The 23,855-nt window shown below is 74.1% G+C and carries 17 protein-coding genes and 1 pseudogene; 6 read left to right on the top strand and 12 right to left on the bottom strand.

Annotated features, from left to right (window positions below; translation table 11 throughout):
- From ACH4E8_RS31245 to ACH4E8_RS31235, 3 genes and pseudogenes are all read left to right on the top strand, one after another.
- Positions 1-95: pseudogene (locus ACH4E8_RS31245) on the top strand (aminoglycoside phosphotransferase family protein); the annotation flags it as partial.
- A 320-nt stretch (positions 96-415) separates the two neighbouring features.
- Positions 416-2,365: an N-acetylmuramoyl-L-alanine amidase gene (locus tag ACH4E8_RS31240; RefSeq protein WP_398454695.1), complete on the top strand. Its 1,950-nt coding sequence runs from the start codon at positions 416-418 to the stop codon at positions 2,363-2,365.
- An 82-nt stretch (positions 2,366-2,447) separates the two neighbouring features.
- On the top strand, positions 2,448-4,634 hold the full coding sequence (locus ACH4E8_RS31235) for a germacradienol/geosmin synthase (RefSeq protein WP_398454693.1): 2,187 nt from the start codon (positions 2,448-2,450) through the stop codon (positions 4,632-4,634).
- A gap of 78 nt (positions 4,635-4,712) precedes the next feature.
- On the opposite strand, the gene ACH4E8_RS31230 is transcribed toward ACH4E8_RS31235, so the two are convergent.
- From ACH4E8_RS31230 to ACH4E8_RS31200, 7 genes are all read right to left on the bottom strand, one after another.
- Positions 4,713-5,213, bottom strand: coding sequence for a hypothetical protein (locus ACH4E8_RS31230; RefSeq protein WP_398454692.1), 501 nt, complete (start codon positions 5,211-5,213; stop codon positions 4,713-4,715).
- 106 nt (positions 5,214-5,319) lie between these two features.
- Entirely contained in the window at positions 5,320-8,163 is a 2,844-nt protein-coding gene (locus ACH4E8_RS31225; RefSeq protein WP_398454691.1) for an ATP-binding protein, read from the bottom strand.
- Between the two features lie 214 nt (positions 8,164-8,377).
- On the bottom strand, positions 8,378-8,626 hold the full coding sequence (locus tag ACH4E8_RS31220) for a DUF397 domain-containing protein (RefSeq protein WP_398454689.1): 249 nt from the start codon (positions 8,624-8,626) through the stop codon (positions 8,378-8,380).
- A gap of 115 nt (positions 8,627-8,741) precedes the next feature.
- On the bottom strand, positions 8,742-9,908 hold the full coding sequence (locus ACH4E8_RS31215; RefSeq protein WP_398454710.1) for a thiolase domain-containing protein: 1,167 nt from the start codon (positions 9,906-9,908) through the stop codon (positions 8,742-8,744).
- A 41-nt stretch (positions 9,909-9,949) separates the two neighbouring features.
- Positions 9,950-11,020, bottom strand: coding sequence for a thiolase domain-containing protein (locus tag ACH4E8_RS31210; RefSeq protein ID WP_398454688.1), 1,071 nt, complete (start codon positions 11,018-11,020; stop codon positions 9,950-9,952).
- Positions 11,017-12,000 carry a Zn-ribbon domain-containing OB-fold protein gene (locus tag ACH4E8_RS31205; RefSeq protein ID WP_398454686.1) on the bottom strand — a complete coding sequence of 328 codons (984 nt, stop codon included), beginning with the start codon at positions 11,998-12,000 and terminating at the stop codon, positions 11,017-11,019. Before ACH4E8_RS31205 ends, ACH4E8_RS31210 begins: the two co-directional genes overlap by 4 nt.
- Before the next feature lie 17 nt (positions 12,001-12,017).
- Positions 12,018-12,863 carry a crotonase/enoyl-CoA hydratase family protein gene (locus tag ACH4E8_RS31200; RefSeq protein ID WP_398454685.1) on the bottom strand — a complete coding sequence of 282 codons (846 nt, stop codon included), beginning with the start codon at positions 12,861-12,863 and terminating at the stop codon, positions 12,018-12,020.
- A 180-nt stretch (positions 12,864-13,043) separates the two neighbouring features.
- Between ACH4E8_RS31200 and ACH4E8_RS31195 the strand changes: the two genes are divergently transcribed.
- The 3 genes from ACH4E8_RS31195 to ACH4E8_RS31185 all read left to right on the top strand — a co-directional run bounded on the left by ACH4E8_RS31195 (position 13,044) and on the right by ACH4E8_RS31185 (position 16,957).
- Positions 13,044-14,666: an acyl-CoA synthetase gene (locus ACH4E8_RS31195; RefSeq protein WP_398454683.1), complete on the top strand. Its 1,623-nt coding sequence runs from the start codon at positions 13,044-13,046 to the stop codon at positions 14,664-14,666.
- Between the two features lie 144 nt (positions 14,667-14,810).
- A complete protein-coding gene (gene paaK / locus ACH4E8_RS31190) occupies positions 14,811-16,097 on the top strand; it encodes a phenylacetate--CoA ligase PaaK (RefSeq protein ID WP_398454682.1) in 1,287 nt (428 codons plus the stop codon).
- A gap of 254 nt (positions 16,098-16,351) precedes the next feature.
- The gene (locus tag ACH4E8_RS31185; RefSeq protein ID WP_398454681.1) at positions 16,352-16,957 is read left to right on the top strand and encodes a LuxR C-terminal-related transcriptional regulator; all 606 of its coding nucleotides are present in this window, start codon (positions 16,352-16,354) and stop codon (positions 16,955-16,957) included.
- A 19-nt stretch (positions 16,958-16,976) separates the two neighbouring features.
- Here the strand turns inward: ACH4E8_RS31185 and ACH4E8_RS31180 are convergent, their stop codons facing one another.
- The 5 genes from ACH4E8_RS31180 to lanKC form a co-directional block, all read right to left on the bottom strand.
- The gene (locus ACH4E8_RS31180) at positions 16,977-18,740 is read right to left on the bottom strand and encodes an ATP-binding cassette domain-containing protein (RefSeq protein WP_398454680.1); all 1,764 of its coding nucleotides are present in this window, start codon (positions 18,738-18,740) and stop codon (positions 16,977-16,979) included.
- Positions 18,737-20,479 carry an ABC transporter ATP-binding protein gene (locus ACH4E8_RS31175; RefSeq protein WP_398454679.1) on the bottom strand — a complete coding sequence of 581 codons (1,743 nt, stop codon included), beginning with the start codon at positions 20,477-20,479 and terminating at the stop codon, positions 18,737-18,739. The genes ACH4E8_RS31180 and ACH4E8_RS31175 overlap by 4 nt, the downstream gene beginning before the upstream one ends.
- A gap of 132 nt (positions 20,480-20,611) precedes the next feature.
- Positions 20,612-20,743, bottom strand: a complete 132-nt coding sequence (locus ACH4E8_RS31170) for a SapB/AmfS family lanthipeptide (RefSeq protein WP_398454677.1) — start codon at positions 20,741-20,743, stop codon at positions 20,612-20,614.
- Positions 20,744-20,878: 135 nt separating this feature from the next.
- Positions 20,879-21,010, bottom strand: coding sequence for a SapB/AmfS family lanthipeptide (locus ACH4E8_RS31165; protein WP_398454676.1), 132 nt, complete (start codon positions 21,008-21,010; stop codon positions 20,879-20,881).
- Positions 21,011-21,048: 38 nt separating this feature from the next.
- Positions 21,049-23,655, bottom strand: coding sequence for a class III lanthionine synthetase LanKC (gene lanKC, locus ACH4E8_RS31160; protein ID WP_398454675.1), 2,607 nt, complete (start codon positions 23,653-23,655; stop codon positions 21,049-21,051).
- Between the last annotated feature and the right edge of the window lie 200 nt (positions 23,656-23,855).

The following is a 23,855-nucleotide window of genomic DNA, read 5'->3' as shown; positions in this document are numbered from 1 at the left end:
CGGGGCCGGTGCTGGTCGACTGGGAGCACACCGGGTGGTACCTGCCGGGGTACGACCTGGCCACCTTGTGGTCGGTCCTCGGTGTCCCGCCGGCCCGGTGCGGGGTCACGGACGACCGCCTTCGATGAAATCCCTTGTGCCCGTTCGGCATTGGCGTGGACCTGAGACGCCGTGCAGGCCGGTGGCGGCGCGTCGCTGAAAGTGCGCCGAGATGCCTCCTGACGTGGGGTGTTCCCATGCATGACGCATGTTTGACGGCTCGTGCGGCAACCGATACCCCTGAAGCAGGCCCTGCTTCGCACGCCCGTCGCGCACCGTACGCCCCCCGGAGGCCGCCGTGCACCGATCCGTTCCCCCGTCAACGCGCCGCGCGCGCCGTGCACGCCGGGCCCTCTTGCGGGGTTCGGGCGCTGCGGTGGCGTCCGCGGCCCTGCTGCTGTCGACGCTGACGCCCGGGGTCGCGGCCCCCGCACCGCGGGGTCCGGCGGTCGAGGACTTCCAACGGGACTTCGCCCACGCCGCCCGGCAGTACGGGGTGCCGCAGAGCGTGTTGCTCGGGGTGGCGTTCCTCCAGTCGCGCTGGGACGGCCACGGCGGTGCCGCGAGCGTCGTCGGCGGCTACGGCCCGATGCACCTCACCGACGCCCGGACCGCACTGGCGGACGACCACGGACCCGGGCACGGCGGGCACGGATCGCACGACGGGCGCGCGGGGCGCGACGGGGTGCCCCGTCCGGCCGAGCGCGCCGGCGCACCGGGCCGTACGCCCGCTGCCCTCCCGGATCCCGCCGCGCTCCCCGCGCGGCTGCGGACCCTTGAGCGGGCCGCCGCGCTGTCGGGCATCGCACCGCGGCAGTTGCGCACCGGCGTCCGGGCCAACGTGCTCGGCGGCGCGGCCCTGCTCGCCGACGCCCAACGGCGTCTGGGGCGCGCCCCGAGCCCGGATCCGGCCGACTGGTACGGCGCGGTGGCCGCGTTCTCCGCCGCCGACGACGCGGCGACGGCGGGCGCGTACGCGGACGACGTCTTCGAGGTGATCCGCACGGGCCACAGCCGGCGCACCGACGCCGGCCAGCGCGTGACGCTCGCCCCGGACGCCCGCGCCGTGCCCGACCGCGCGCAGTTGGCGGGGTTGGGGCTGCGCACCGCGGACCGGGGGCGGACGGAGTGCCCGAGCACGGTGTCCTGCGAGTGGGTGCCCGCTCCGTACGAGGAGTTCGGGGAGGGCGACTACGGCAACCACGACAAGGCGGACCGGCCCGTCTCCCAGTCGGTGCGCTACATCGTCGTCCACGACGTCGAGGGGTACTGGGACTCCGCGCTGCGCATGGTGCAGGACCCGACGTACGTCTCCTGGCAGTACACGCTGCGCTCGTCGGACGGGCACGTCGCCCAGCACGTGCCGCTGAAGGACGTCGCCTGGCACGCCGGCAACTGGTACGTGAACGCCAAGTCCGTCGGGCTGGAGCACGAGGGCTTCCTCGCCGCCCCGGACGCCTGGTACACGGAGGCGATGTACCGCTCGTCGGCGCGGCTGGTGCGCCATCTGGCGAAGCGGTACGGGATCCCGTTGGACCGTCAGCACGTCATCGGCCACGACAACGTGCCCGGTTCGACGGCGGCCGGCATCCGCGGCATGCACACCGACCCGGGGCCGTACTGGGACTGGGCCCACTACTTCACGCTGCTGGGCCGGCCCTTCGAGGCCACCGCGGGGCCTCGGTCGGCGGTGGTGACCGTCCGCCCCGACTACGCGCGCCACCGGCCCGCGTACACGGGCTGCGGCAAGCCGGGCGAGCCGTGCGCGCCGCACGGTTCCGGGGCGGTGCGGCTGCACACCGAGCCTTCGGCGGACGCGCCGTTGGTCAAGGACGTCGGGCTGCGGCCGGACGGCAGCGAGTCGACGACCAACGTCAACGACATCGGCGCCCGGGCCTCGACGGGTCAGCAGTACGCGGTGGCGGAGCGCCGCGGCGAGTGGACGGCGATCTGGTACCTGGGTGCGAAGGCGTGGTTCCACGACCCCGCCGAGCAGCCGACGTCGGTGGGGGCGCGGGGCGTGCTGGTCACGCCGCGGGAGGGGCTGGCGGAGGTGCCGGTGTACGGCAGGGCGTATCCGGAGGCGGGTGCGTATCCGGCGGGCGTGCCGGTGCAGGCCATTGCGCCGCTGCCGTACCGGCTGCTCGCGGGGCAGCGGTACGTGGTGGGTGAGCGGGTGGCCGGCGAGTACCTGTACGCACCGACGTTCGACACGTCGGTGCACCGGGTGGTGCGCGGCCAGGAGGAGTACTACCAGATCCAGTTCGGACACCGGATCGCCTTCGTCAAGGCCGCCGACGTCACTCTGGTGCGATCGTATGACTAATCCTTCCGGAGCGTGGGCCATCCGGGCGATGGGCAGGACACGCCGGTAAACCGTTCCGCCTGACCGGAAAGGCCCGGCACGCATGGCACAGCCCTTCGTCCTGCCCGACTTCTACGTGCCCCATCCGGCGCGCCTCAACGCCCACGTCGAGACGGCGCGGACGCACACCCGCGCGTGGGCGCGCCGGATGGGGATGTTGGAGGGTTCCGGCATCTGGGATGAGAGCGACCTCGAAGCGCACGACTACGCCGGACTGTGCGCCTACACCCACCCCGACTGCGACGCGCAGAAGCTGGCCCTGGTCACCGACTGGTACGTGTGGGTCTTCTTCTTCGACGACCACTTCCTGGAGACCTTCAAGCGCACCCAGGACCGGGCGGGCGGACAGGCGTACCTCGACCGGCTGCCGGCCTTCATGCCGATGGACCCCGCTCGACAGGTCCCCGAGCCGACCAACCCGGTGGAGGCGGGCCTCGCGGACCTGTGGCGGCGGACCGTGGTGCACATGAGCCCGGCGTGGCGCGCCCGGTTCGCCGAGTCGACGCGCAATCTGCTCGACGAGTCCATCTGGGAGCTGTCCAACATCAACGAGGGGCGGATCGCCAACCCCGTCGAGTACATCGAGATGCGCCGCAAGGTCGGCGGCGCGCCCTGGTCGGCGCAGTTGGTGGAGTTCGCGGCGGACGCCGAAGTGCCGGCGTCCGTCGCCCGCAGCCGACCCCTGCGCGTACTGACGGAGAGCTTCGCCGACGCCGTGCACCTGCGCAACGACCTCTTCTCCTACCAGCGGGAGGTGGAGGAGGAGGGCGAGTTGAGCAACGGCGTCCTGGTGTTGGAGACCTTCCTCGGCTGCCCGACGCAGGAGGCCGCCGAGGTGGTCAACGACCTGCTGACCTCCCGTCTCCAGCAGTTCGAGAACACCGCGCTGACCGAGGTCCCCGCGCTGTGCCGGGACAAGGGGCTGTCCCCCGCCGAGTGCGCGGCCGTCGCGCTGTACGCCAAGGGCCTCCAGGACTGGCAGTCCGGCGGCCACGAATGGCACCTGCGCTCCAGCCGCTACATGAACGAGGGCGCGGCCCCTGGACGCTCCCTGCTCGGCGGCGCCCTCGGCACCTCCGCACTCGACGTCACCACGCTCTTCGGCCGCCCCGCCGCCGCCCGGCTGCGCACCCTCACGCACACGCCGCACCAGCAGACCGGCCCGTCGCTGCTCCCCGACTTCGAACTGCCGTTCCCCCTGGCGCTCAGCCCGCACCACGAGCAGGCCCGGGAGCGGTCCGTGGCGTGGGCGGAGCGCACCGGACTGCTGGCCGACATCTGGGACGCACCGCTGCTCCGCGGCTTCGACCTCGCGCTCTGCGCGGCCGGCATCGACCCCGACGCCACGCCCGACGAGCTGGCGCTCAGCGCCGAGTGGCTGACCTGGGGCACTTACGCCGACGACTACTACCCCCTGGTCTTCGGCCGGCCGAAGAACCTCGCGGGCGCCCGGCTGACCAACGATCGGCTGCTGGCGTGCATGCCGGTCGGCGAGCCGGCCGCGGCTCCCGGGTACGCCGTCAGCCCGCTGGAGCGCGGTCTCGCGGACCTGTGGGTGCGCACCGCCGGCCCCATGGCGCCCGAAGCACGGCAACGGCTGCGCGACGCGATCGCGGCCATGCTGGAGAGCTGGCTGTGGGAGCTGCACAACCTCACGCAGCACCGCGTGCCGGACCCGGTGGACTACCTGGAGATGCGCCGGGACACCTTCGGCTCCGACCTCACCCTGCTGCTGTGCCGGCTGCGGCGCTCGCCGCGGCTGCCGGCGAAGGTGCTGCGCAGCGGCACGGTGCGCACCTTGGAGAGTTCGGCGATCACCTACGCCTGCCTGGTCAACGACTTGTTCTCGTACCAGAAGGAGATCGAGTTCGACGGCGACGTGCACAATGCGCTGCTGGTGGTGCAGACGTTCTTCGGCTGCGACTACCCGGCCGCCGTCACGATCGTCGACGACCTGCTGCGCGGCCGGCTGCGCCAGTTCCTGCACGTCAAGGAGAACGAACTACCCGCCCTCGTGGCGGACTTGGGGCTGGACGCCGACCAGCGGGCGGAGCTCGACGGTTACGTCGAAGAGCTCCAGGACTGGATGGCGGGCATCGTGAACTGGCACCACCACGTGCGTCGTTACGGTGCGCAGGACGTCCGTGCGGGCGCCGGCACCGCGCGGCTCGGCGGCCCCTCGGGCCTGGGGACCGGGGCGGCCCGCCTGGCCACCGCGTTGGCGCGCTGACCGCCGGCTTCCGGCCGACATGAAGAAGCGCCGCGCGATCCTTTCGATCGTGCGGCGCCACGCGCCCGGCAGCGGGCGTCAGCCCTGCTGGAAGAGCTCCGCCGGCAGCGGCTTCAACAGCGCGTAGAGGTCGTCCGTGATCGGCCGGTCCCAGCTCGCGATGGTGACCAGGACGTCGTCGCTGCGGTCGAACTGGACGCAGGAGATCCGGCTCTCGGAGAGCTTGAGGCGACGCACGATCAGCAGGTTGTCCCCCTGCATGACGGGGACGTCCTCCGAGCCCACGACCTCCACGGGCTCCTCGTTCTCCAGCGCCAGCAGCAGTTGCGCCACCTCGAAGGGCACCTGCCCCTGCGCCAGCTCGCGCGCCGGGGAGCCCTGCGGCAGATTCCCGATGATCATCGCGGGGCCGCGGCCGCCGAACAGGTCGTAGCGGAGGAAGACCCCCTGGCAGGTGCCGTCGGGCGCGGGCAGCAGGCCCGCGCCGAGATTCCCGGGCCAGTCCCCCGGGTCCATGGCCAGGACGTCGAAGTCCGGGCCGGCGGGAGTGGCGGCGCTGCGGCGGCGGAGGAAGGACATACCGCCATGGTACGTGTCCGGAACCGGTCGGTCGGACCGGGGGCGGCCCCGAAACGCCGGGCCCGGGCCCGGCCAACGCGCCGTGTCCGACCGCCGGGGACGGGACCTACAGCGGGTCGGTCCGGCCCGCGCGCCGAGGGGCGACGGGCAGCAGCGGTGGCGCGAGGGACGGCTCCCCCTGGCGGGGCACCGGCACCGCGGGCGGCTCCCACTCCGGGGCCGTCGGCCCCTCGGGCCGCCCACCCGCCGCCGTCAGCTCGTCACGGGCCGTGGCGGCGAGCGCGTCCGCGCCGCACCGCAGGGCCGTCGTCAGCCCGCGGTCCAGGTGCTCGGCGCCGTCGCGCAGCCGGCCGGTGCGGCTCAGGTGGGCGCCGAGGGCGACCAGGGCCCGGGCGAGTTCATAACGGGCGGATGAACGTTCCAGCGCGGCGACGGCCTCCCGCAGCAGGGGCTCGCGCTCGTGCTCCTCGCCGACTTCGGCGGCGACCCGCAGGGCCTGGCCGACGACGGACGGCGCGGCGAACCTGCGGGCGCGCTCCAACGCGTCGCGGGCCGCGGCGCGGGCCCGGTCGGGGGCGACGGGGTGTTCGGCGACCGCGAGGTGGAGCTGCCAGGGGCACCAGGCGGGGTTGCGGATGCCGCGGGCGTCCAGCCGGTGGCCCGCCGAGGCCAGTTCGCCCACCGCGTCGGCCGTGCGGCCGCGGGCGAGGAGGAGTTCCCCGTACACGGTCTGGGCGTCGGGAAAGGTGACCGCGGCCGGGAACGGCTCGCCGAAGTCGTGGTCGCGGGCGACCGCCGTCGCTTCGTCGATCCCGCCGCGGGCCAGCAGCACCGTCACGAGGGTGGCCACCGAGTACCACTCGGCGGGCGTGCCGCGGCCCACGCGCTCGGCGAGCCGCAGCCCGGCGCGGCCGTACTCCTCCGCCTCCGTGAGGCGTCCGCGCCGGTAGCGGATGTACGCCAGCAGGGTGTAGGCGAAGGACAGGTGCGCGCCCCGCCAGCCGTGCCGCTCGAACTCGGCGGTGCCGGCGGCGAACAGCTCCTCGGCGCGCTCGGGCCGGTCGGCGTACAGGAAGGTGAGCGCGACCAGCGCGGGCACCTCGAATCCGCGGTCCGCGACGGCCCAGCTCAGCCCGCCGTCCAGGGCGCGTTCGGCGTACTTGAGGGCGACGGGGGCGGGCTCTCCGCGGAGCGTGGCGTCCCAGGCGCGCAGCCCGAAGACGTACCGCTCCGTGACGTCGCGGCCGGTGAGCCGGTCGGCGAGCCGGGCCAGTCGCCGGGAGCGGGCCGGGGATTCCTGCTCGTCGGCGCGGAAGGCGTCCCACATCAGTCGGTGGGCCCGCAGTCTGAGGCGGGCGCGCGGGTCGGTGGTGCGCCGGGCCTCGCGGGACAGCAGCTCGGACGCCTCGGCGAGGCGGTCGGAATGGGCGAGGACCTGGGAGAGGTGGTACACGATGCCCTGGCGCAGCGCGGGTTCGCGGATCGGTTCGTCGAGCGCGGCCCGCAGGTGGTTCACGGTGGTGGCGGGCTCGGTCAGCAGTGAGGCGCAGCCCAGTTCGTACAGGACGTGGGCCCGCTCCTGGGGCGCGGGCGGCTCGCGCAGGGCGCGGGCGAGGAAGCGGCGGGCGGCCTCCGGCGCCCCGGCGCGCTGCGTCTCACGGGCGGCGGCGCGCAGTTGGCGGACCGCCCAGGGGTCGCCGTCCGGGTGGGTCTCCAGCAGGTGGCGGGCGGCGGCCGTGGGGCCGAGTCCGGCGTCCACCGCGCACCAGGCGGCCTGGCCGTGCAGGGCGACCCGGACGGCGTCGGGTATCGCCCGGTAGACGGCGGTGGCGATCAAGGGGTGGACGAACTCCAGGGTGTCGGCGCCGGTGAGGATGCGGGCGCCGCGCAGCCGGTCGGCGGCGTCCGCGGCCTGTTCGGGTCCGAGTCCGGCGACGGCGGCGGCGAGTTCGGGCGGTATCTCGGTGCCGAGCACGGCACCGGCCCAGGCGAAGCGGACCGTGGCCGGCCCGAGGCGTTCCAGCCGGGCTATCAGCCCGCTGCCCTTGACCGCGGCGGCCAGGTCCCGCAGCAGGGGCGCGCCGGCTTCGGTGGGTTCGATGCCGCGGTCGCGGACCTTGGCGAGCAGCTCTATGGTCTCGAAGGGGTTGCCGCCGGTGACGACCCAGCACTCCCGGCAGAAGGCGGCGTCGGCCTCCGGGCCGAGGAGTTCGCGCACCAGGGTGCCGACGGCGGGGGCGGTGAGGGGTTCCAGGTCGAGCGGGCGCCCGCCGGCGCGCCCGGGCAGCCGGCGGAACTGGTGGGCGTGGTCGGGCAGTTCCTCGGGGCGGTAGGCGACGACGAGCAGCATCGGCAGCTCTTCGGCGCGCGGGGCGAAGGAGGCGAGCCAGCCGAGGGACTCGGGGTCGGCCCAGTGGGCGTCGTCGAGGACGAGGACGAGCGGGGCGGTGGTGAGCGCGAGATGGGTGAGGACCCAGTCGAGGCCGTCGCGCAGGCCCTGGCGGTCCGGGGGCGAGCCGTCGGTGGCCGCGCACAGCCCGAGCGCGGGACCGACGATGGCGTACCAGCTACCGAGCCGGGAGCGCAGCTCCTCCTCGCGGTGGCCGGCGAGTTGGGGTTGCAGGAGCTGGCGGGCGACGTGGAAGGCGACTTGCTGTTCCTGTTCGCCGCCGCGGCCCGAGAGCACCGTGCAGCCGCGGGCCGCGGCCCGTCGGCGGACCTCGGCCAGGAGCGTGGTCTTGCCGAGTCCGGCGGGGCCGGCGAAGGCGAGGAGCCCGCCGCGCGGGCGGTCGACATCGGGGCCGTCCGTCCGTTCGGCGGGGTCGGCGTCGGCCGTGTCGCCCGGTTCTGCGCGGCCGGGGTGCAGCTCGGCCAACGCTTCGTCGAGCGCGGCCAGTTCCACTTCCCGTTCGAACAGTCGGCGGCCCGCTGCGCCTGCTTGTCGCCTCATGTGCAACCCCCGCGCCCGGTCGCACGCCCGGCAGGTGCGGGGGCGCCGAACGCACGTCGTCGAGGGCCCTCAGGGTACGCCGCCGGGCGGCGGTCGGTGCCGGGTACCCCCGACTTTCCCGGCTTTCGGCAGGATCCCGGACTTTCCAGTTGCCGAAACCCCCGGTCATCCGATAACGGGCGGACTGCGGGCGTCCGTTGCTCGGGGGCGGCGCTCAGGTCAGGTCGAACTCCCCGTCGCGGGCGTTCAGCACGAAGGCGCGCCACTCGGCCGGCGTGAAGATCAGCGGCGGGCTGCCGGGCCGTCCGCCGTTGCGCATCGCGATGAACCCTTCCACGAAGGCGATCTGGACGTCCCCCGCGCCGTGGCTGCCCGAGCGCCAGTCGGCTCTGCTGAGGTCGAGTTCGGGCTTGTCCCAGCCGGAGAACGGCTGGGTGGTGGTACCGGTGGTGCTGTCGGCCACGATGGCGCTCCTCCCGCGCGGTTTCGTCGGTCAGCGTAGCGACCGCGCCCCGTCGCCGACAGGCCGCTTGCGGCGGCCCAAGGGGTGTCCCGTCATCCCTTGGGGCGACGGCCGGTCAGGTGGTGGGGGGTGCGGCGCCGACCAGCCACATGGCGAAGAACTGCGAGCCGCCGCCGTAGGCGTGGCCGAGCGCCCGGCGGGCCCCTTCGACCTGGTGCTCCCCCGCCTCGCCCCGCACCTGGAGGGCGGCCTCGGCGAAGCGGATCATGCCGGAGGCGCCGATGGGGTTGGTGGACAGCACGCCGCCCGAGGGGTTGACCGGCAGGTCTCCGTCGAGTTCGGTGGCGCCGGCTTCGGTGAGTCGCCATCCCTCTCCCTCGGCGGCGAAGCCCAGGTTCTCCAGCCACATCGGCTCGTACCAGGAGAAGGGGACGTACATCTCGACGGCGTCGATCTCCCGGCGCGGGTCGGTGATCCCGGCCTGTCGGTAGACGTCGGCCGCGCAGTCCTTGCCGGCCTGCGGGGAGACGAAGTCCTTGCCGGCGAAGAGCGTCGGTTCGCTGCGCATGGCGCCGCCGTGCAGCCAGGCCGGCGGGCGGGGCGAACGGGCCGCGCCGGCACGGTCGGTGAGCACCATGGCGCAGGCGCCGTCGGAGGACGGGCAGGTCTCGGAGTAACGGATGGGGTCCCAGAGCATGGGGGACGCCTGGACCCGCGCCAGGGTGAGGTCGTGCTCGTGCAGGTGGGCGTAGGGGTTCTTGAGGGCGTTGCGCCGGTCCTTGTACGCGACGAGGGAGCCGATCTCGGGCGGTGCGCCGCTGCGTCGGAGGTAGGCGCGCACATGGGGGGCGAAGAAGCCGCCGGCGCCGGCGAGCAGCGGCTGTTGGAAGGGGACGGGCAGCGACAGGCCCCACATCGCGTTGGACTCGGACTGCTTCTCGAAGGCGAGGGTGAGGACCGTGGAGTGCACCCGGGCGGCGACGAGGTCGGCGGCGACCAGGGCGGTGGAGCCGCCGACGGAACCCGCGGTGTGCACGCGGAGCATCGGCTTGCCGACGGCGCCGAGCGCGTCGGCGAGGTACAGCTCCGGCATCATCACCCCCTCGAAGAAGTCGGGGGCCTTGCCGATGACGACGGCGTCCACGTCGGCCCACGTCAACTCGGCGTCCGCCAGGGCGCGTACGGCGGCCTCCCGCACCAGTCCGGCGATGGAGACGTCGCGGCGGGCGGCTACGTGCTTGGTCTGGCCGACGCCGACGACGGCGACGGGCTCTTTGGACACGGCAGACACGGCCGCCGCGGCCGGCACGTGGACCGTCGGCATCACGAGTCCCCTTCCAGGACGGCGATCAGGTTCTGTTGGAGGCAGGGGCCCGAGGTGGCGTGGGCGAGGGCGCGGTGGGCCGCGCCGCGCTGGATGCGGGCGGCGGCCTCGCCGATGCGGACGAGCCCGGCGGCCATCACCGGGTTGGCGGCGAGGGCCCCGCCGGAGGGGTTGATCCGTACGCCGGCGTCGAGCGCGAGTGCGCGGCGCAGCACGACTTCCTGGCTGGTGAAGGGGGCGTGCAACTCGGCTGTGTCGACGGGGCGTTCGAAGGCCCCGGCGCGCTGCGCGGCGAGCCGGGTGGAGGGCGAGTCGGAGAGGTCGCGCACGCCGAGGCCGTGCGCCTCGATGCGGTGGTCGATGCCGCGGATCCAGGCGGGCCGTTCGCACAGTTCGCGGGCCCGTTCGCCGGCGGCGAGGACCACGGCGGCGGCGCCGTCGCCGATCGGCGGGCAGTCCCCGGTGTGCAGGGGGTGGACGAGCAGGTCGCCGTGGTCGACCTCGCCGCGCAGTTGGGCGCGGGGGTTGGCGGCGGCGTCCGCGCGGCTGCGGGCGCCGATGGCGGCGAGTTCCGCCTCGGTGGTGAGGGACGCGTCGAGGAGCGCGCGGGCTTGCAGCGCGGCGAGGGCCACCGAGTCCGGCCACAGCGGGGCGAGGTAGTAGGGGTCGAGTTGGCGGGTGAGGACGTCCCGCAACCGGCCGGGGGACGACTTGCCGTACGCGTACACCAGCGCGGTCTCGGCCTGACCGGTCAGCAGCTTCACCCACGCCTCGTACAGGGCGAAGGCGCCGTCCGTCTCCACGTGGGACTCCGCGATCGGCGGCCAGGCGCCGACGCCGTCCAGGGCCATGGTGAAGGAGAAGGCCCGGCCGGCGAGGTAGTCGCAGGAGCCGGAGCAGGTGAAGTCGACGTCGCCGGTGCGCAGCCCGGTGCGGGCCAGCACCTCGTGCAGCACCGGCATCAGCATCTCGACTTCGGAGACGTCGTCGCTGTGGCGCCGGGTCGGGCTCTGGGCGAAGGCGACGACGGCGACGTCCCTGACGCCGCTGGCGCCCCTCGCCCGCGTCACAGCATGTCCTTGTAGGCGTCGTAGTCGGCGTCCGGTTCGCCGGTGGGGCGGTAGTGGTCGGGGTAGCGCCCGCCGTCGGTCCACACCGGCTCGACCCGCAGGCCCATGCGGACCTCGTCGTACGGGATGCCGCCGATCCGGCCGTGGAGGGCGAGGTCGGCGCCGTCGAGGGCGATGTGGGCGTACACGTACGGCACTTCGATGTCGAGGTTCTTGGCCTTGATGTTGACGATGCAGAAGGTGGTGACCGTGCCGTGCGGGCCCACCTCGACCGGGTCCGCGGTGGCGACGCCGCAGGTGGGGCAGGCGCCGCGGGGCGGGACGTACACCTTGCGGCAGCGCGGGCAGCGTTCGCCGACGATCCGGCGTTCGGCCAGGGCGTGCAGATGGCGGCTCTGGGCCCGGCCGGGTGCGTGGGAGTAGTCGAGGCGGGCGGGGGTGACGATGCCGGTGACCGGGGAGTCGAAGGTGCCGGAGTGCTCGCCCCCGGCGTTCGCGGGCGGTCCGTCGTACGGCTCGAAGCAGGCGATGTCGGTGATGGCGCCGGTGCGCGTCGCGGCCCAGCGGATCCGCACCCGCATGCCCGTGCGCACGGCCTCGGGGCCGGGGGCGGCCAGGGCGTGCAGCAGCGCGGTGTCGGCGCCGTCGAGCCGGACCAGCACCCAGGCGAAGGGGGTGTCGAGGGGTTGGCCGCGGCGCGGTGCGGGGTTCCAGGCCCAGGTGGTGACGGTGCCGGTGGCGCCGACCTGCACCAGGTCGCGCAGTTCGGCGGCGGTGCTCGGGTCGTATTCGACCGGGGGCACCAGGACCCGGCCGTCCTCGGTGCGCACGCCGAGGACGGTGGACTCGCGCAGTCCGGTGAGGAAGGCGCTCTGGACGGGCCCCAGGGAGCGGGTGAAGGGGAACTCGACGACGAGCGGCGCGACGAGCGGGGTGCGGGGTGCGTCGGGCGAGGACGGGGAAGTGGCGGCGGACGTCACGGCGGCTCCTTCGGCGGTCAGCGGCGGCGGTAGTCGGGGGCGCGCTTCTCGGCGAAGGCGCGGGCGCCCTCCTTGGCGTCCTCGGTGTCGAAGATCGGCCAGCCGCGGGCCAGTTCGGCGGCGAGCCCGTCGGCCTCCGTCAACTCCGCCGTCTCGTACACGGACGCCTTCACCGCCTCGACGGCGAGCGGGCCGCAGGCGTTCACCCGCTCGGCCAGGGCCAGGGCCCGCTCCAGCGCGGTCCCGTCGGGGACGACCTGGCCGACGAGCCCGATGCGCTGTGCTTCGTCGGCGGTGTAGGGGCGGCCGGTGAGCAGCATCTCCAGCGCGTGGGTGCGGGGGATCTGACGCGGCAGGCGCACGGTGGAGCCGCCGATCGGGAAGAGTCCGCGCCGCACTTCGAAGAGGCCGAAGACGGCGCCGGCGCCGGCCACCCGGATGTCGGTGCCCTGGAGGATCTCGGTGCCGCCGGCGACGCACGGCCCCTCGACGGCGGCGATCACCGGCTTGCGGGGGCGGTGGTGGCGCAGCATGGCCTTCCAGTGCAGGTCGGGGTCGTCCTTCAGGCGCTGCCGGTACGCGTCGGCGACCGGGGCGCCCTTGCCGGCGAGGGCCTTGAGGTCCATGCCGGCGCAGAAGGCGCCGCCGGCGCCGGTGAGGACGATCGAGCGGACGGAGTCGTCGGCGTCGGCGGCCAGCCAGCCGTCGTACAGGCCGACGAGCATCGGCAGCGACAGGGCGTTCTTCGCCTCCGGCCGGTTCAGGGTGAGGACGAGGGTGGCGCCCTCGCGCCGTACGGCGAGGTGTTCCGTTCCGCCGCCGGCCGCCGTCCGCTCCGGTCGCCCCTGCTGTTCGGTCTGCATCGGTGGACCTCCCGTCTGACGAGGACCAGAACAGGTTGCAGGAGGTCGAGTCCCAGTTCAAGAGTGTTCTGACAGATAGTCAGATTATTGTGTGCGCGCCCTTCCCAGTTGGCGCGTCCGGCGCTGTAATGACCGCCAACCGGCATTTCGCCGGGGGCGCGTGCCGGGTCAGGAGGAGCGGTGGAGTACAACCTTGCCGACCTTTTCGAGTCCGTCGTCGACGTGGTGCCGGACCGCGAGGCGCTGGTGTACCTCGACCACCCGGGGACGGGGGCGGCGCGCCGGCTGAGCTACGCGCAGCTCGACGCCGCGGCCAACCGGATCGCCCACCACCTGCTGGAGGTCGGCGTACGGCCGGGAGACCACCTGGGGCTGCACCTCTACAACGGCGTCGAGTACCTCCAGACGCTGCTCGGCTGCCTCAAGGCGCGCATCGTGCCGGTGAACGTCAACTATCGCTACGTCGAGGAAGAGTTGGCGTACCTGTATCGCGACGCGGACCTGGTGGCACTCGTCTTCGACGCCGAGTTCACCGGCCGGGTGGCCGGTGCGCTGCCGCACGCCGACAAGCTGCGCCACCTGCTGCGGGTCGGCGCCCCGCCCGAGGGCGCGCCGGCGCTCGACGCCGTCCCGTTCGCCCGCGCCGAGGCGGCCGGCTCCCCCGAGCGCGGCTTTCCCGCCCGCTCCCCCGACGACCTCTTCGTCATCTACACCGGTGGCACCACCGGCATGCCGAAGGGCGTGCTGTGGCGCCAGGAGGACCTGTTCTTCTCCGGTCTCGGCGGAGGCTCACCGACCGGGGAACCGGTGTCGCGGCCCGAGGAGTTGGCGGCGCGGGTCGCCGCGGGCGGCGACGGCATCACCTTCTTCCCCACCGCCCCGCTGATGCACGGCACGTCCACGCTGACCGCTTTCATCGGCTTCGACTTCGGCCAACGGGTGGTGCTGCACCGCAAGTTCACCCCCGATGAGGTGCTGCGGACGATCGAGGCGGAGCAGGTGACCAGCGTGTCGCTGGTGGGGGACGCCATGCTCAGGCCGCTGATCGATGCGCTCAACGGACCGCTGGCGGGCACCGACCTGTCCGCGCTGTTCAGCGTCTCCTCCTCCGGGGCGATCATGTCGGAGACGGTGCGGGCCCAGTTCGCTGCACTCGCCCCGCACGTGATGCTGCTGAACAACTTCGGCTCGTCGGAGTCCGGTTTCAACGGCACGGCGACGGCCGATTCGGGCCCGGAGCGGGGCTTTCGACTGCGGGTGAACGCACGCACGGCGGTGGTCGACCCGGTGACGTGCGAGCCGGTCGCCGTCGGCGAGCCCGGGCGGATCGCCCAGCGCGGCCACGTCCCGCTCGGCTACTACAACGACCCGGCGAAGACGGCCGCCACCTTCTTCCAGCGCGGCGGGGAGCGCTGGGTGTTGCTGGGCGACATGGCGACGGTGGACGAGGAGGGCGTGGTGACCGTGCTCGGCCGGGGCTCCCAGTGCATCAACACCGGCGGCGAGAAGGTGTACCCGGAAGAGGTCGAGCAGGCGCTGAAGGCGCATCCGCACGTGTACGACGCCCTGGTGGCCGGGGTCCCGGACGCCCGGTGGGGCCATCGGGTGGCCGCGGTCGTCCAGGTCCGCGACGGGGTGCGGACCCCGACGCTGGCGGAGATCCGCGAGCACTGCCGCACCAAGCTGGCCGGGTACAAGATCCCCCGCCAACTGGTGGTCGCCGACGAGATCCAGCGCTCCCCCAGCGGCAAGGCGGACTACCGCTGGGCGCGCGCGGTGGCGACCCGGGCCGCCGCGCCGTGACCGTGCCGGGCGGGTGGCGCCTTCGAACGGCCGCGTGACGGGCGCCGGTCGCCCCCTTGCCATCGGGCGCGGCGTGCTGGATTACTGATCTCCAGCACCATGACCGAATGATCGGTCGGCCGACGAGGGACGGGAGCGGTCACCATGGCGGACCTGCGGGACGCGGCGGAGCGGCTGAGCCGCCCGGAGCTCCGAGCCCTCCAGTTGGAACGGCTGCGCGCGACCTTGCGCCACGCGTACGAGAACGTCCCCTTCTACCGTCGCTCCTTCGCCGCGGCCGGGGTGTGCCCCGATGACTGCCGCACCCTCGCCGACCTCGCCCGCTTCCCCTTCACCGACAAGGAGGACCTGCGGGAGAACTACCCGTACGGGATGTTCGCGGTGCCCGAGTCCCAGGTGGCCCGCATCCACGCCTCCAGCGGGACCACGGGGCAGCCGACCGTCGTCGGGTACACCGCGCACGACCTCGACGTCTGGGCGGACGTGGTGGCCCGCTCGATCCGCGCGGCGGGCGGCCGCCCGGGCGACCGGGTGCACATCGCGTACGGCTACGGACTCTTCACCGGCGGACTCGGGGCGCACTACGGGGCGGAACGGCTCGGCTGCACGGTGATCCCCGCATCCGGCGGCATGACGGGCCGCCAGGTGCGCCTGATCCAGGACCTGCGCCCGCGCATCATCATGGTCACCCCTTCGTACATGCTGACGATCCTCGACGAGTTCGAGCGCCGGGGCGTGGATCCGCGCTCCACCTCGCTGGAGGTGGGGATCTTCGGCGCGGAGCCCTGGACGGAGGAGATGCGACGGGAGATCGAGGAGCGGTTCGCGATCTCGGCGGTCGACATCTACGGACTGTCGGAGGTCATGGGGCCCGGCGTGGCGCAGGAGTGCGCGCAGACCCAGGACGGACTGCACGTCTGGGAGGACCACTTCCTGCCCGAGGTCGTGGACCCGGCAACGGGCGGTGCGCTGCCGGACGGCGCGCCCGGCGAGTTGGTCTTCACCACGCTCACCAAGGAGGCCGTGCCCGTCGTCCGCTACCGCACCCGGGACCTCACCCGGCTGCTGCCCGGCACGGCGCGGCCGGCCTTCCGCCGGATGGCGCGGGTGACCGGCCGGAGCGACGACATGATCGTGCTGCGCGGGGTGAACGTCTTCCCCACCCAGATCGAGGAGATCGTGCTGCGCACCCCGCAGTTGGCGCCCCACTTCCGACTGCGGCTGACCCGCGAGGGGCGGCTCGACGCGCTGACGGTGGAGGTCGAGGCGCGCCCGGCGGCCACGGCAGAGCAGCGCGCCGCGGCGGCCCGGGCCGTCGGGGCGGCCGTCAAGGACGGCGTCGGCGTTTCGGTGGCCGTCGAGGTCGTGGATCCGGACGCCCTGGAGCGCTCGACCGGCAAGACCCAGCGGATCGTGGATCTGCGTGACTAGGGACCCCCTCGCGGACCCGGCAACCACCGTGCTTTCAAGCGTTTCTGACAACCCCTCAGCCTAGCTGAATCCGGGCCGTCGCCGTGGGCCGGCCGTGAATTCTGGCCACCTGTCGCGCTGCGCCGCAGACAATTAGGCAGTTCGTCAGTGGCACGCGTTTCAACCGTGCTCAACTGGTGAAAAGTCGCGCACAGAGCGTACGGGGGCGCGCACATCGTGCGCGAAGAGCCACGACATGACCCGAGGAGCTTCACATGACAACCGTTCTTTTGGTTCATGCGGTGTCCCTGTGGCGAGCCTCTTTGGCCTGCCTGCTCAGCACGGACGCGCGCCTGAACGTAAGGGCCACGGACAAGGGAGGAGTGCGCACCTCCATGGAGGAATGTCCGCCGGACGTCGTCGTGACGGATCTGGACTGTCCCCACTCGCTAGAAGTCCTCACCTTCATGGAGTCCTTAGGGAAGCCGGCCGTGGACGCACCGGCGCTGATGGTGCTGGCGCGCGGCGACCGCGCCGGTGACCTGCGCCGGGCCAGCGACGCCGGCGCCACGGGGTACGTCGACAAACTCGGCCCCGTCGACAGCCTGTGCGCCGTGGTGCGCAAGGTGGCGACGGGCGGCCGACACATCGACGAGTCCCTCGCCTTCGGGCTGCTCCGGGCGGCCGACGTGCCGCTGTCGCCACGGGAGTTACGGGTGCTCGCCCTGGCGGCCGAAGGCGAGTCGGTCACCTCGATAGCGAGCGCACTGCACCTCGCCAGCGGTACGGTGCGCAACTACCTGGCCGCGGCGATACGCAAGACCGGCGGCCGCAACCGTCTCGACGCGATACGGCTCTCGCGGGACTTCGGCTGGTTGTAGGCAGTCCGGTATCGGCAGCTCAAGCGCCGAAGGCAGGCGTGGGCCGGTCGTCGGGCGCGGCGGCCCAGTGCCCGGCGAGTTCGCGGAAGAGCGGGGAGCGGGACAGCAGTTCGTCCGGCGTGCCGCAGTCGGTCCGGGTGCCGTCCATCACCAGGACCCGTCGTGCGCGCCGGGCCGAGGTGAGTCGATGGGCGATGACGACCGTCGTCGCGCCGCGGGCGACGAGCGCCGTCTCGGCGCGGGCTTCCGCCGCGGGGTCGAGGTGGCTGGTCGCCTCGTCCAGGATGAGCAGGGGCGTCGCGGCCACGTGCGCACGGCCCAGCGCGACGAGTTGGCACTCCCCCCGGGAGAGCTTGCGCGGGTCGAAGGGGACGTCCAGACCGCCGAGCCGTACGACGACGGCGTCCAGCCCGATGGCGGCCACGGCCGCCGCGACCTCGGCGTGGGAGGCGGCCGGCCTCAGGTAGCGCAGGTTCTCGCGGAGCGTGCCGGTGAAGACGTACGGCTGCTGCGGCAGCAGGGTCCGCACTTCGGTGGGCTCCCACTGCGCGGCGGGGCGCCCGAGCCAGCGCACCTCGCCGGCGGTCGGGTCCGTCACGCCGGCGAGCACGGCGGCGAGGGTGGACTTGCCGCTGCCGCTGGGGCCGACGACGGCCAGGTGGTCACCGGGTTCCAGGACGAGGTCCAGCCGGTCGAGGACGGGCCGGGCGTGCGGTCCGTACGCGAAGGTGACGGCACGCAACTCGGCGCCGGCGCCCGCCGCGGTGACGGGTCGACGGGTGCGAGCGGGGTCGGGCGTCGGGGGCAGTGGCGCCGGCCCGGTGAAGCGGTCCAGCACCACGACGAGCCGACCGCCGGCGGTGCCGAGCGCGTTCAGCAGGGCGTTCAGGGCCGGTGCCAGCGCCGTCGTCACATACGCGAACGCGCCGACGAGGGCGCCGGTGCTCACCCCGCTGCGCAACAGCCAGGGCGCCGCCGCCAGCAGCAGGACCACGGGGGCCCGTTCGCCGACGGCGAGGGCGACCACGCGCACGGCGCTCCAGCGGGCGAGCGAGCGGGACGCCCTGGTCTGCCGTTCGGTGAGGTCCCGGGTGCGCTCGCCGAGGGGCCCCGCGGCGCCCGAGGCGGCAACGTCCCGCAGCGCGCCCGCGGCCTGCCCGGCGTGTGCGGCGAACGCTTCGTCCAGGTCGAGGTAGGCGCGCTGACGGGTTCCCATGGGCACGAGCGTGGCCAGGAACAGGACCGTGCCGAGCAGCAGCGGCGGCAGGACGACCAGCAGCAGCCGCGGCGACAGGGTCGCCATGCCGCTCAGCGCCCCGGCGGAGGTGAAGACGAACCCCCGGGTCGCGAGCACCAGGCCGGCCCAGCCGTCGCGGGCGATCTCGCTCTGGTGGGTGACCTGGGAGACCGAGCGGGTGGTGGCGGTGGCGCGGGTCAGCCCGGTGCCCAGCGCCCGGGCCGCGGCGCGGCGCACCAGCCCGTCCCGCAACGGTTCCACGAGGTCGGCGAGGCCGCCGAAGACGCCGCGGGCGGCGAAGAGCGCGGGCACCACGGCGACGGCGGCGACCGCCAGCCACACCAGCCCGGTGGCGGGCGCCTCGGCGAGGAATCCGTCGTCGAGGGCGCGGGCGATGGCGAAGCCGGTGACGAAGGTCTGCCCGAACTCCAGCAGCGACCAGCCCGTGAGACGCAGCAGCACGCGGCGCCGGGCGCGCAGGAACGGCAGCCCTTCGCGGGCGACGCGCCGGAGCGCCCCGGTCTCGGCGGCGGCGGCCCGGCTCATGACCGCACCTCGTCCCGTGCGTCCCCGGGCGCCGGTTCGTCGGCGTCGGTTTCGAGGTCGACCGACTGGAACAGCTCGCGATAGGCGGTGTCGCGCCACAGGTCCCGGTGGCGGCCGACGGCCCGCACGGTGCCGTCCGCGAGCCAGACGACCCGGTCCGCGGCGGCGGCAGTGGAGACGCGGTGCGCGACGACGAGACGGGTGCAGGTCCCCGCGCGGCGCGACAGGGCCCGTTGGATGCGGTCCTCGGTGACCGTGTCCAGGCTGGAGGTGGCGTCGTCGAGCACCAGGAGCCGCCCGCCACGGGCGAACGCCCTTGCCAGACCGAGCCGTTGGTACTCCCCGCCGGAGAGCGGCGCGTCGTCGAGGGGGGTGTGCGCGCCGAGCGGGAGCAGCGACACGTAGCCGTCGGCGGACGCGTCGCGCAGGGCGTCCCGCAGCGCCCGGTCGGAGGGTCGGCTCGGGCCGGCGGCGACGGCGTCCTCGACGGTCGCACCGAGCAGCGCGGGCCGGGCGAAGGCGTACGCGACGGCGTGGCGCAGCGCATCGGGGTCGACGCCGTCGAGGGGGACGCCGTCGATCAGGACCGTCCCGGCGTCGGGGTCGGTGAGCCGACCGGCGACGGCTGCCACCAGGGACTTGCCGGCGCCGGAGCGGCCGACCACCGCGGCCGACGTGCCGCCGGGCACGGTGAAGGTCACGCCCGTCAGCAGCCGCCGGCCCTCCCGGACCACGTCGACGCCGCGCAGTTCGAGGGTGCCCGGCCCCTCGGGCGGCAGGGTGAGCGAGCGGTGCGGCACGGCGGGCAGCGCGAGCAGGGGGTCGAGCCGCCGGGCGGCGCTGCGCCCGCGGGCGATGGAGCTGAGGGCGCCGGTGAGGACGCCGAGTCCGACGGCGAGGACGGCGTAGCGCGAGACGGCGAGGAGTTCACCGACGCTCAGCGCGCCGGCCGCGAGCCGCAGGCCGGCGACGGCGAGGACGAGCACGGTCAGCAGCGGCAGCAGGACGGCGGCGCCCGCGGTGGCCCGGCCGTGCACGTCCCAGGTGCGGCGGCCGTGCTCGGCGAGCCGGCCGAGCGGTTCGGTGATCCGGGCGTGTTCGCGCCGGGCGGTGCCGGCCGCGCGTACGGTGGCCGCGCCCTCCAGCGTCTCGGTGAGCCGGGTGGCGATCAGGGCCTGCTCGTGCTGGTAGTCGGCCGCGGCGGCGGAGGTGCGGCGCACCAGCAGGTGCAGCAGCACCACGAAGGCGGGGAAGCCGACGAGCAGCGCGAGGCCCGTCCAGGGGTCGATGAGGAAGAGCGCGACGGCGGCGCCGACGGGCACCAGGGCGCCGGAGACGACGGTGGCGATCGCGACGGGCACGGTGGCCGCCTCGGCGGCGTTGGCGGTGAGCCGGGTGGTGAGGTCGCCGGGCGGGTGCGCATCGGCGTGGCGGGGTTCGGTGCGCAGCAGCCGACCGAGGAGGGCGGTGCGCAGCCGGGCGGCGCGGACGGCGGTGTTGGTGCCTCCGAGGAGGGCGACGAGGGCGTCGAACCCGGCCTCGGCGGCCGTCAGCGCGGTGCAGACCACCAGGGCGGTCCACGGGACGCGGCCGTCGGTGACCGCCCGGTCGAGGGTGTCGCCGAGTGCGGCGGGGAGGGCGAGTGCGGCGAGCGCCCCGCCCGTGGCGCACGCCACCAGCAGCACCAGCCCCGCGCGCCGGTGCGGAACGCGTCCCGGCGTCGGGCTGTGGCTCGGCATGGGGCCTTCCTCGTGGGTCCGGGCGGCAGGAGCGTGCGGGACCGGCCCCGGATGGATCCGGGACCGGTCCGTGGTGCAGTGATTCCTCAGCGGCTCAACAGCTCAGCCCGGTGATTCGAGGGTGTGCGGACCCTAGAAGCACTGGAGCAGGCTGAGGGAGCTGCCCTGGCACAGCAGCAGGCTCGCGCTGCTCACGGTCTCCAGGTCGCCGACGGCCTCTTCGGTCTCGGCGATCTCCAGGGTCTGCAGGTCGAGAAGTGCCATGACGTGCTCCTTCCACGGGGACGGTGTTTGCTGGCGCCCGGCCCCTGGGGTGGGGCCGGGCGGTGTGACGGGGTGCGTCACACGGTCGGTGCTTCGGTGCTCGTGCGGCTCAGCGGTTCGAGGAGCTCAAGTCGCTCAGAAGCACTGAATGAGGCTGACGGAGCTGCCGTGACAGACCAGCAGGCTCGCGCTGCTGACGCCTTCCAGGTCACCGACGGCCTCTTCGGTCTCGGCGATCTCCAGGGTCTGCAGGTCGAGAAGTGCCATGACGTGCTCCTTCCATGGGGACGGTGTGTTGCTTGTGCTCAACCCCTGGGTGGGGTCGACTCGTGGGCTCGGGTGAGCGGTGGGACGAACGGCAGCGACATCGGGCGGTCGCCCAGCGCGCTGCCGAGGGCGAGCAGGCAGCCGGCGGTGCCGGTGGCCAGGTCCATGGACCGGCGCATGAGCTGCTCGCCGGGGAAGGCCAACTCGCCGCGGTACGGGGTGGCTTGCAGGTCCATCAGCCTCAGGTGCCGGTCGATGGCGCGTCGGCGTTCGGCGGGGTCGCCCGCGTGCGTGCGGGCGAGTTGGAGGACGAAGCCGCCGATCCCCCGGTACAGCGAGGGCTGGATGTAGAAGGCGCATCGCAGCGCCGGTTCGATGGCGGTGCGGGCGGCGGTGAACTGCTCGTCGGCGCGGTGGCTCAGGTAGTCGTCGATGACGAGGGCCACTCCGGCGCTGCCGGCGCCGAGGTACGGCATCAGCCGTCGGCCCTCCACCACGTGCAGGCCGTCGCCGGGCGCGGGCTTGCACCGCTCCAGGTCGCGTCGGAGCGCGGTGGCGGCCAGGTCGAGCAGGGCGGGGTCGCCGGTCGCCTCGTACCGTCGTACGAACAGCAGGGCGAGGCCGCTGGCGCCGTACAGCAGTCCGGCGCGGGCGGCCGGCGGGCCGTCGGTGACGGCGCGGACTGCGAGTTCGAGGCAGCGGTCGGCGGCTGCGGCCAGTTCGGCGGCGTCGGTTCCGGTCCTGTTGCCCGCCAGGTCGTACAGCGCCAGGGCGATGCCGGCCACTCCCCCGTGCAGGTCGGCCGGCAGGTGTTCCAGGGGTTGGCGGACGACGAGGTCGGCGAGTTCGGTGGCCTCGGCCCGGTGGCCGAGGCGGTCGAGCGTCCAGGCGATGCCGGCGAGGCCGTCGTGGAAGCCGGGCAGGGTGCCGGGCGCGGGCGCCTTCACCCGGTCCAGCAGCCAGGCGAGGGCTTCGGGGCAGGTGGCGGCGCCCGTCTCGTGCAGGGCGTAGAGCACGCCGGCCGCGCCGTAGCCGAAGGACTGGCCGCCGGCCGGGTTGGCGAACTGGGCGATGTCGCCGGGGAAGCAGCGGTCGTCCCGGCCCGGGGTGCAGGAGGCGGCGATGGCGCGGGCCATGGAGTCCCGGCTGCGCGGCCAGTCGTCGATCCGGGGGGCCTGCGCCGGGGCGCCTGCGTCGTCGACGGACGGTGCGCCGCGTTGGATGCGGCGGACGGCGGGGAGCAGCGCGGACTCGGCGACGGGGAAGGTCTCGGCGGCGTACCGGGCCAGGCGCGGGGCGCGGTCGCGGTCGACCATGAAGAGCGTGGTGAGCGGCAGCAGCAGCGCGAGGCGCAGACAGGCCAGGGCGTAGCGGTCGATGTCGATGCCGGTGCAGTCGGCGGGGGCGACGAAGGCCGGGTTGGCGACGACCTGTCGGCGTTGGTCCTGCTCGACGGGGAAGGCCGCTTCGAAGTCGAGGAGCGTGACGCGTTCGCCGTCGTCGCTGACCATGATGTTGCTCATGTGCAGGTCGCTGAAGACCAGTCCGCGGGCGTGGATGCGTTCGACGGCCCGCTCGACGCGTTCGTACGTGCGCTCCACCCAGGCGGCGTAGTCGGCGAGCGCCTCGGTGCTCGGGTTCGCCAGCGAGAGCGGGTAGCGGCGGGCCATGACGGTGTTGAGGGTGAGCCCGGGGACGTGTTCGAGGGCGAGGAAGCGGTGGTCCCCGATGTCGAAGCTCTCCAGCAGGGCTGGGACGCAGTCGAGGCCGGCGAGTTGTTCCAGGGCGACGCGTTCGCGGTCCAGCCGGGTGACGGCGTCGGCGCCGTCGGTCCCCAGGCCCGCGTGCGGCCGGGCCTCCTTGAGGACGACGGTCTCGCCGGTGCGGGTGCAGCGGGCCCGGTAGACGCCGCCGCCGTTGGAGAAGTGCAGGGCGCCTTGGATCTCGTACGGCATGTCGGTGGTGCCGACGGCGGCCCTGGCTTCGAGGTGGGGGCGGAGGAAGGCGGGCGGGGTCACCCACTTGGGGAGGGTGAAGCGCGGCCCGCGGGGGTCGGGCACCAGGGTGCCGTCGGGGTCCTCGATCGCGGGGACGGGCCGGCCGTCGGCGCTGAGGCAGTAGCGGGCGGCGAAGGCGCCGTAGCGCACGTGCACCGGTCCGTCGCCTATGCGCAGGTCGCTGAGGACGTACGGGCCGTGTTCCCCGGCGAGCAGGGCGGCCAGTTCCTGGCACAGCTGCGGGAAGGACGCCTCGTCCGTGTCGTCGCGGGGATAGACGGTGATGAACTTGCCGCTGCCGGCGCGGTCGGCGTACTTGGCGTTGCGCAGCTTCAGCAGGCGCGGCCCGGGGACGAACTTGTGCGGGACGCCCCGCTCCAGGCAGTGGGCGTGCACCCGGCGCAGTACGGACTCGGCGTTGTCGACCGCCGCGGAGACGTGGATCTTCCAGCCCTGCGGGCGGAGGGTGACGCCGGTCGGCAGGAAGGAGAGCCAGTCGCCCGAGCGGGCGGTGGTCCAGCCTTCGGGGGCGGGCCCGCGGGCGGCCTCGTAGAGGGCGCCGTCCGGGGTGTCGGCGTCGGCGGGGCGCAGCGGTGCGTCGTAGAAGTCACCGTCGGTCTGGCAGTACGCGGCGTACTCCGGATTCACTCGCGCTCCTCACGGTCTCGTCGTGGCCGGCTTCGACCTCGACGAGGTTTCCACCGCGGACCGCGGCGGCACAGTCCCCGATGTCACGTCTCGCGGGTGTGCTCCGCACGTGCGTGGGGTGTGCACGCTGCACACCGGTGTGCACGGGGGCGGTGTGCGCGCTGGTGTTCGCCCGAGCCGGGCGTCGGCAGCGGCTCGCC

Source organism: Streptomyces sp. NPDC017979 (genome assembly GCF_044328175.1).
In the GTDB taxonomy this organism is placed as follows: domain Bacteria; phylum Actinomycetota; class Actinomycetes; order Streptomycetales; family Streptomycetaceae; genus Streptomyces.
The sequence above is the reverse complement of the archived record's forward strand: the minus strand, read 5'-3'. Positions and strand labels throughout refer to the sequence as shown.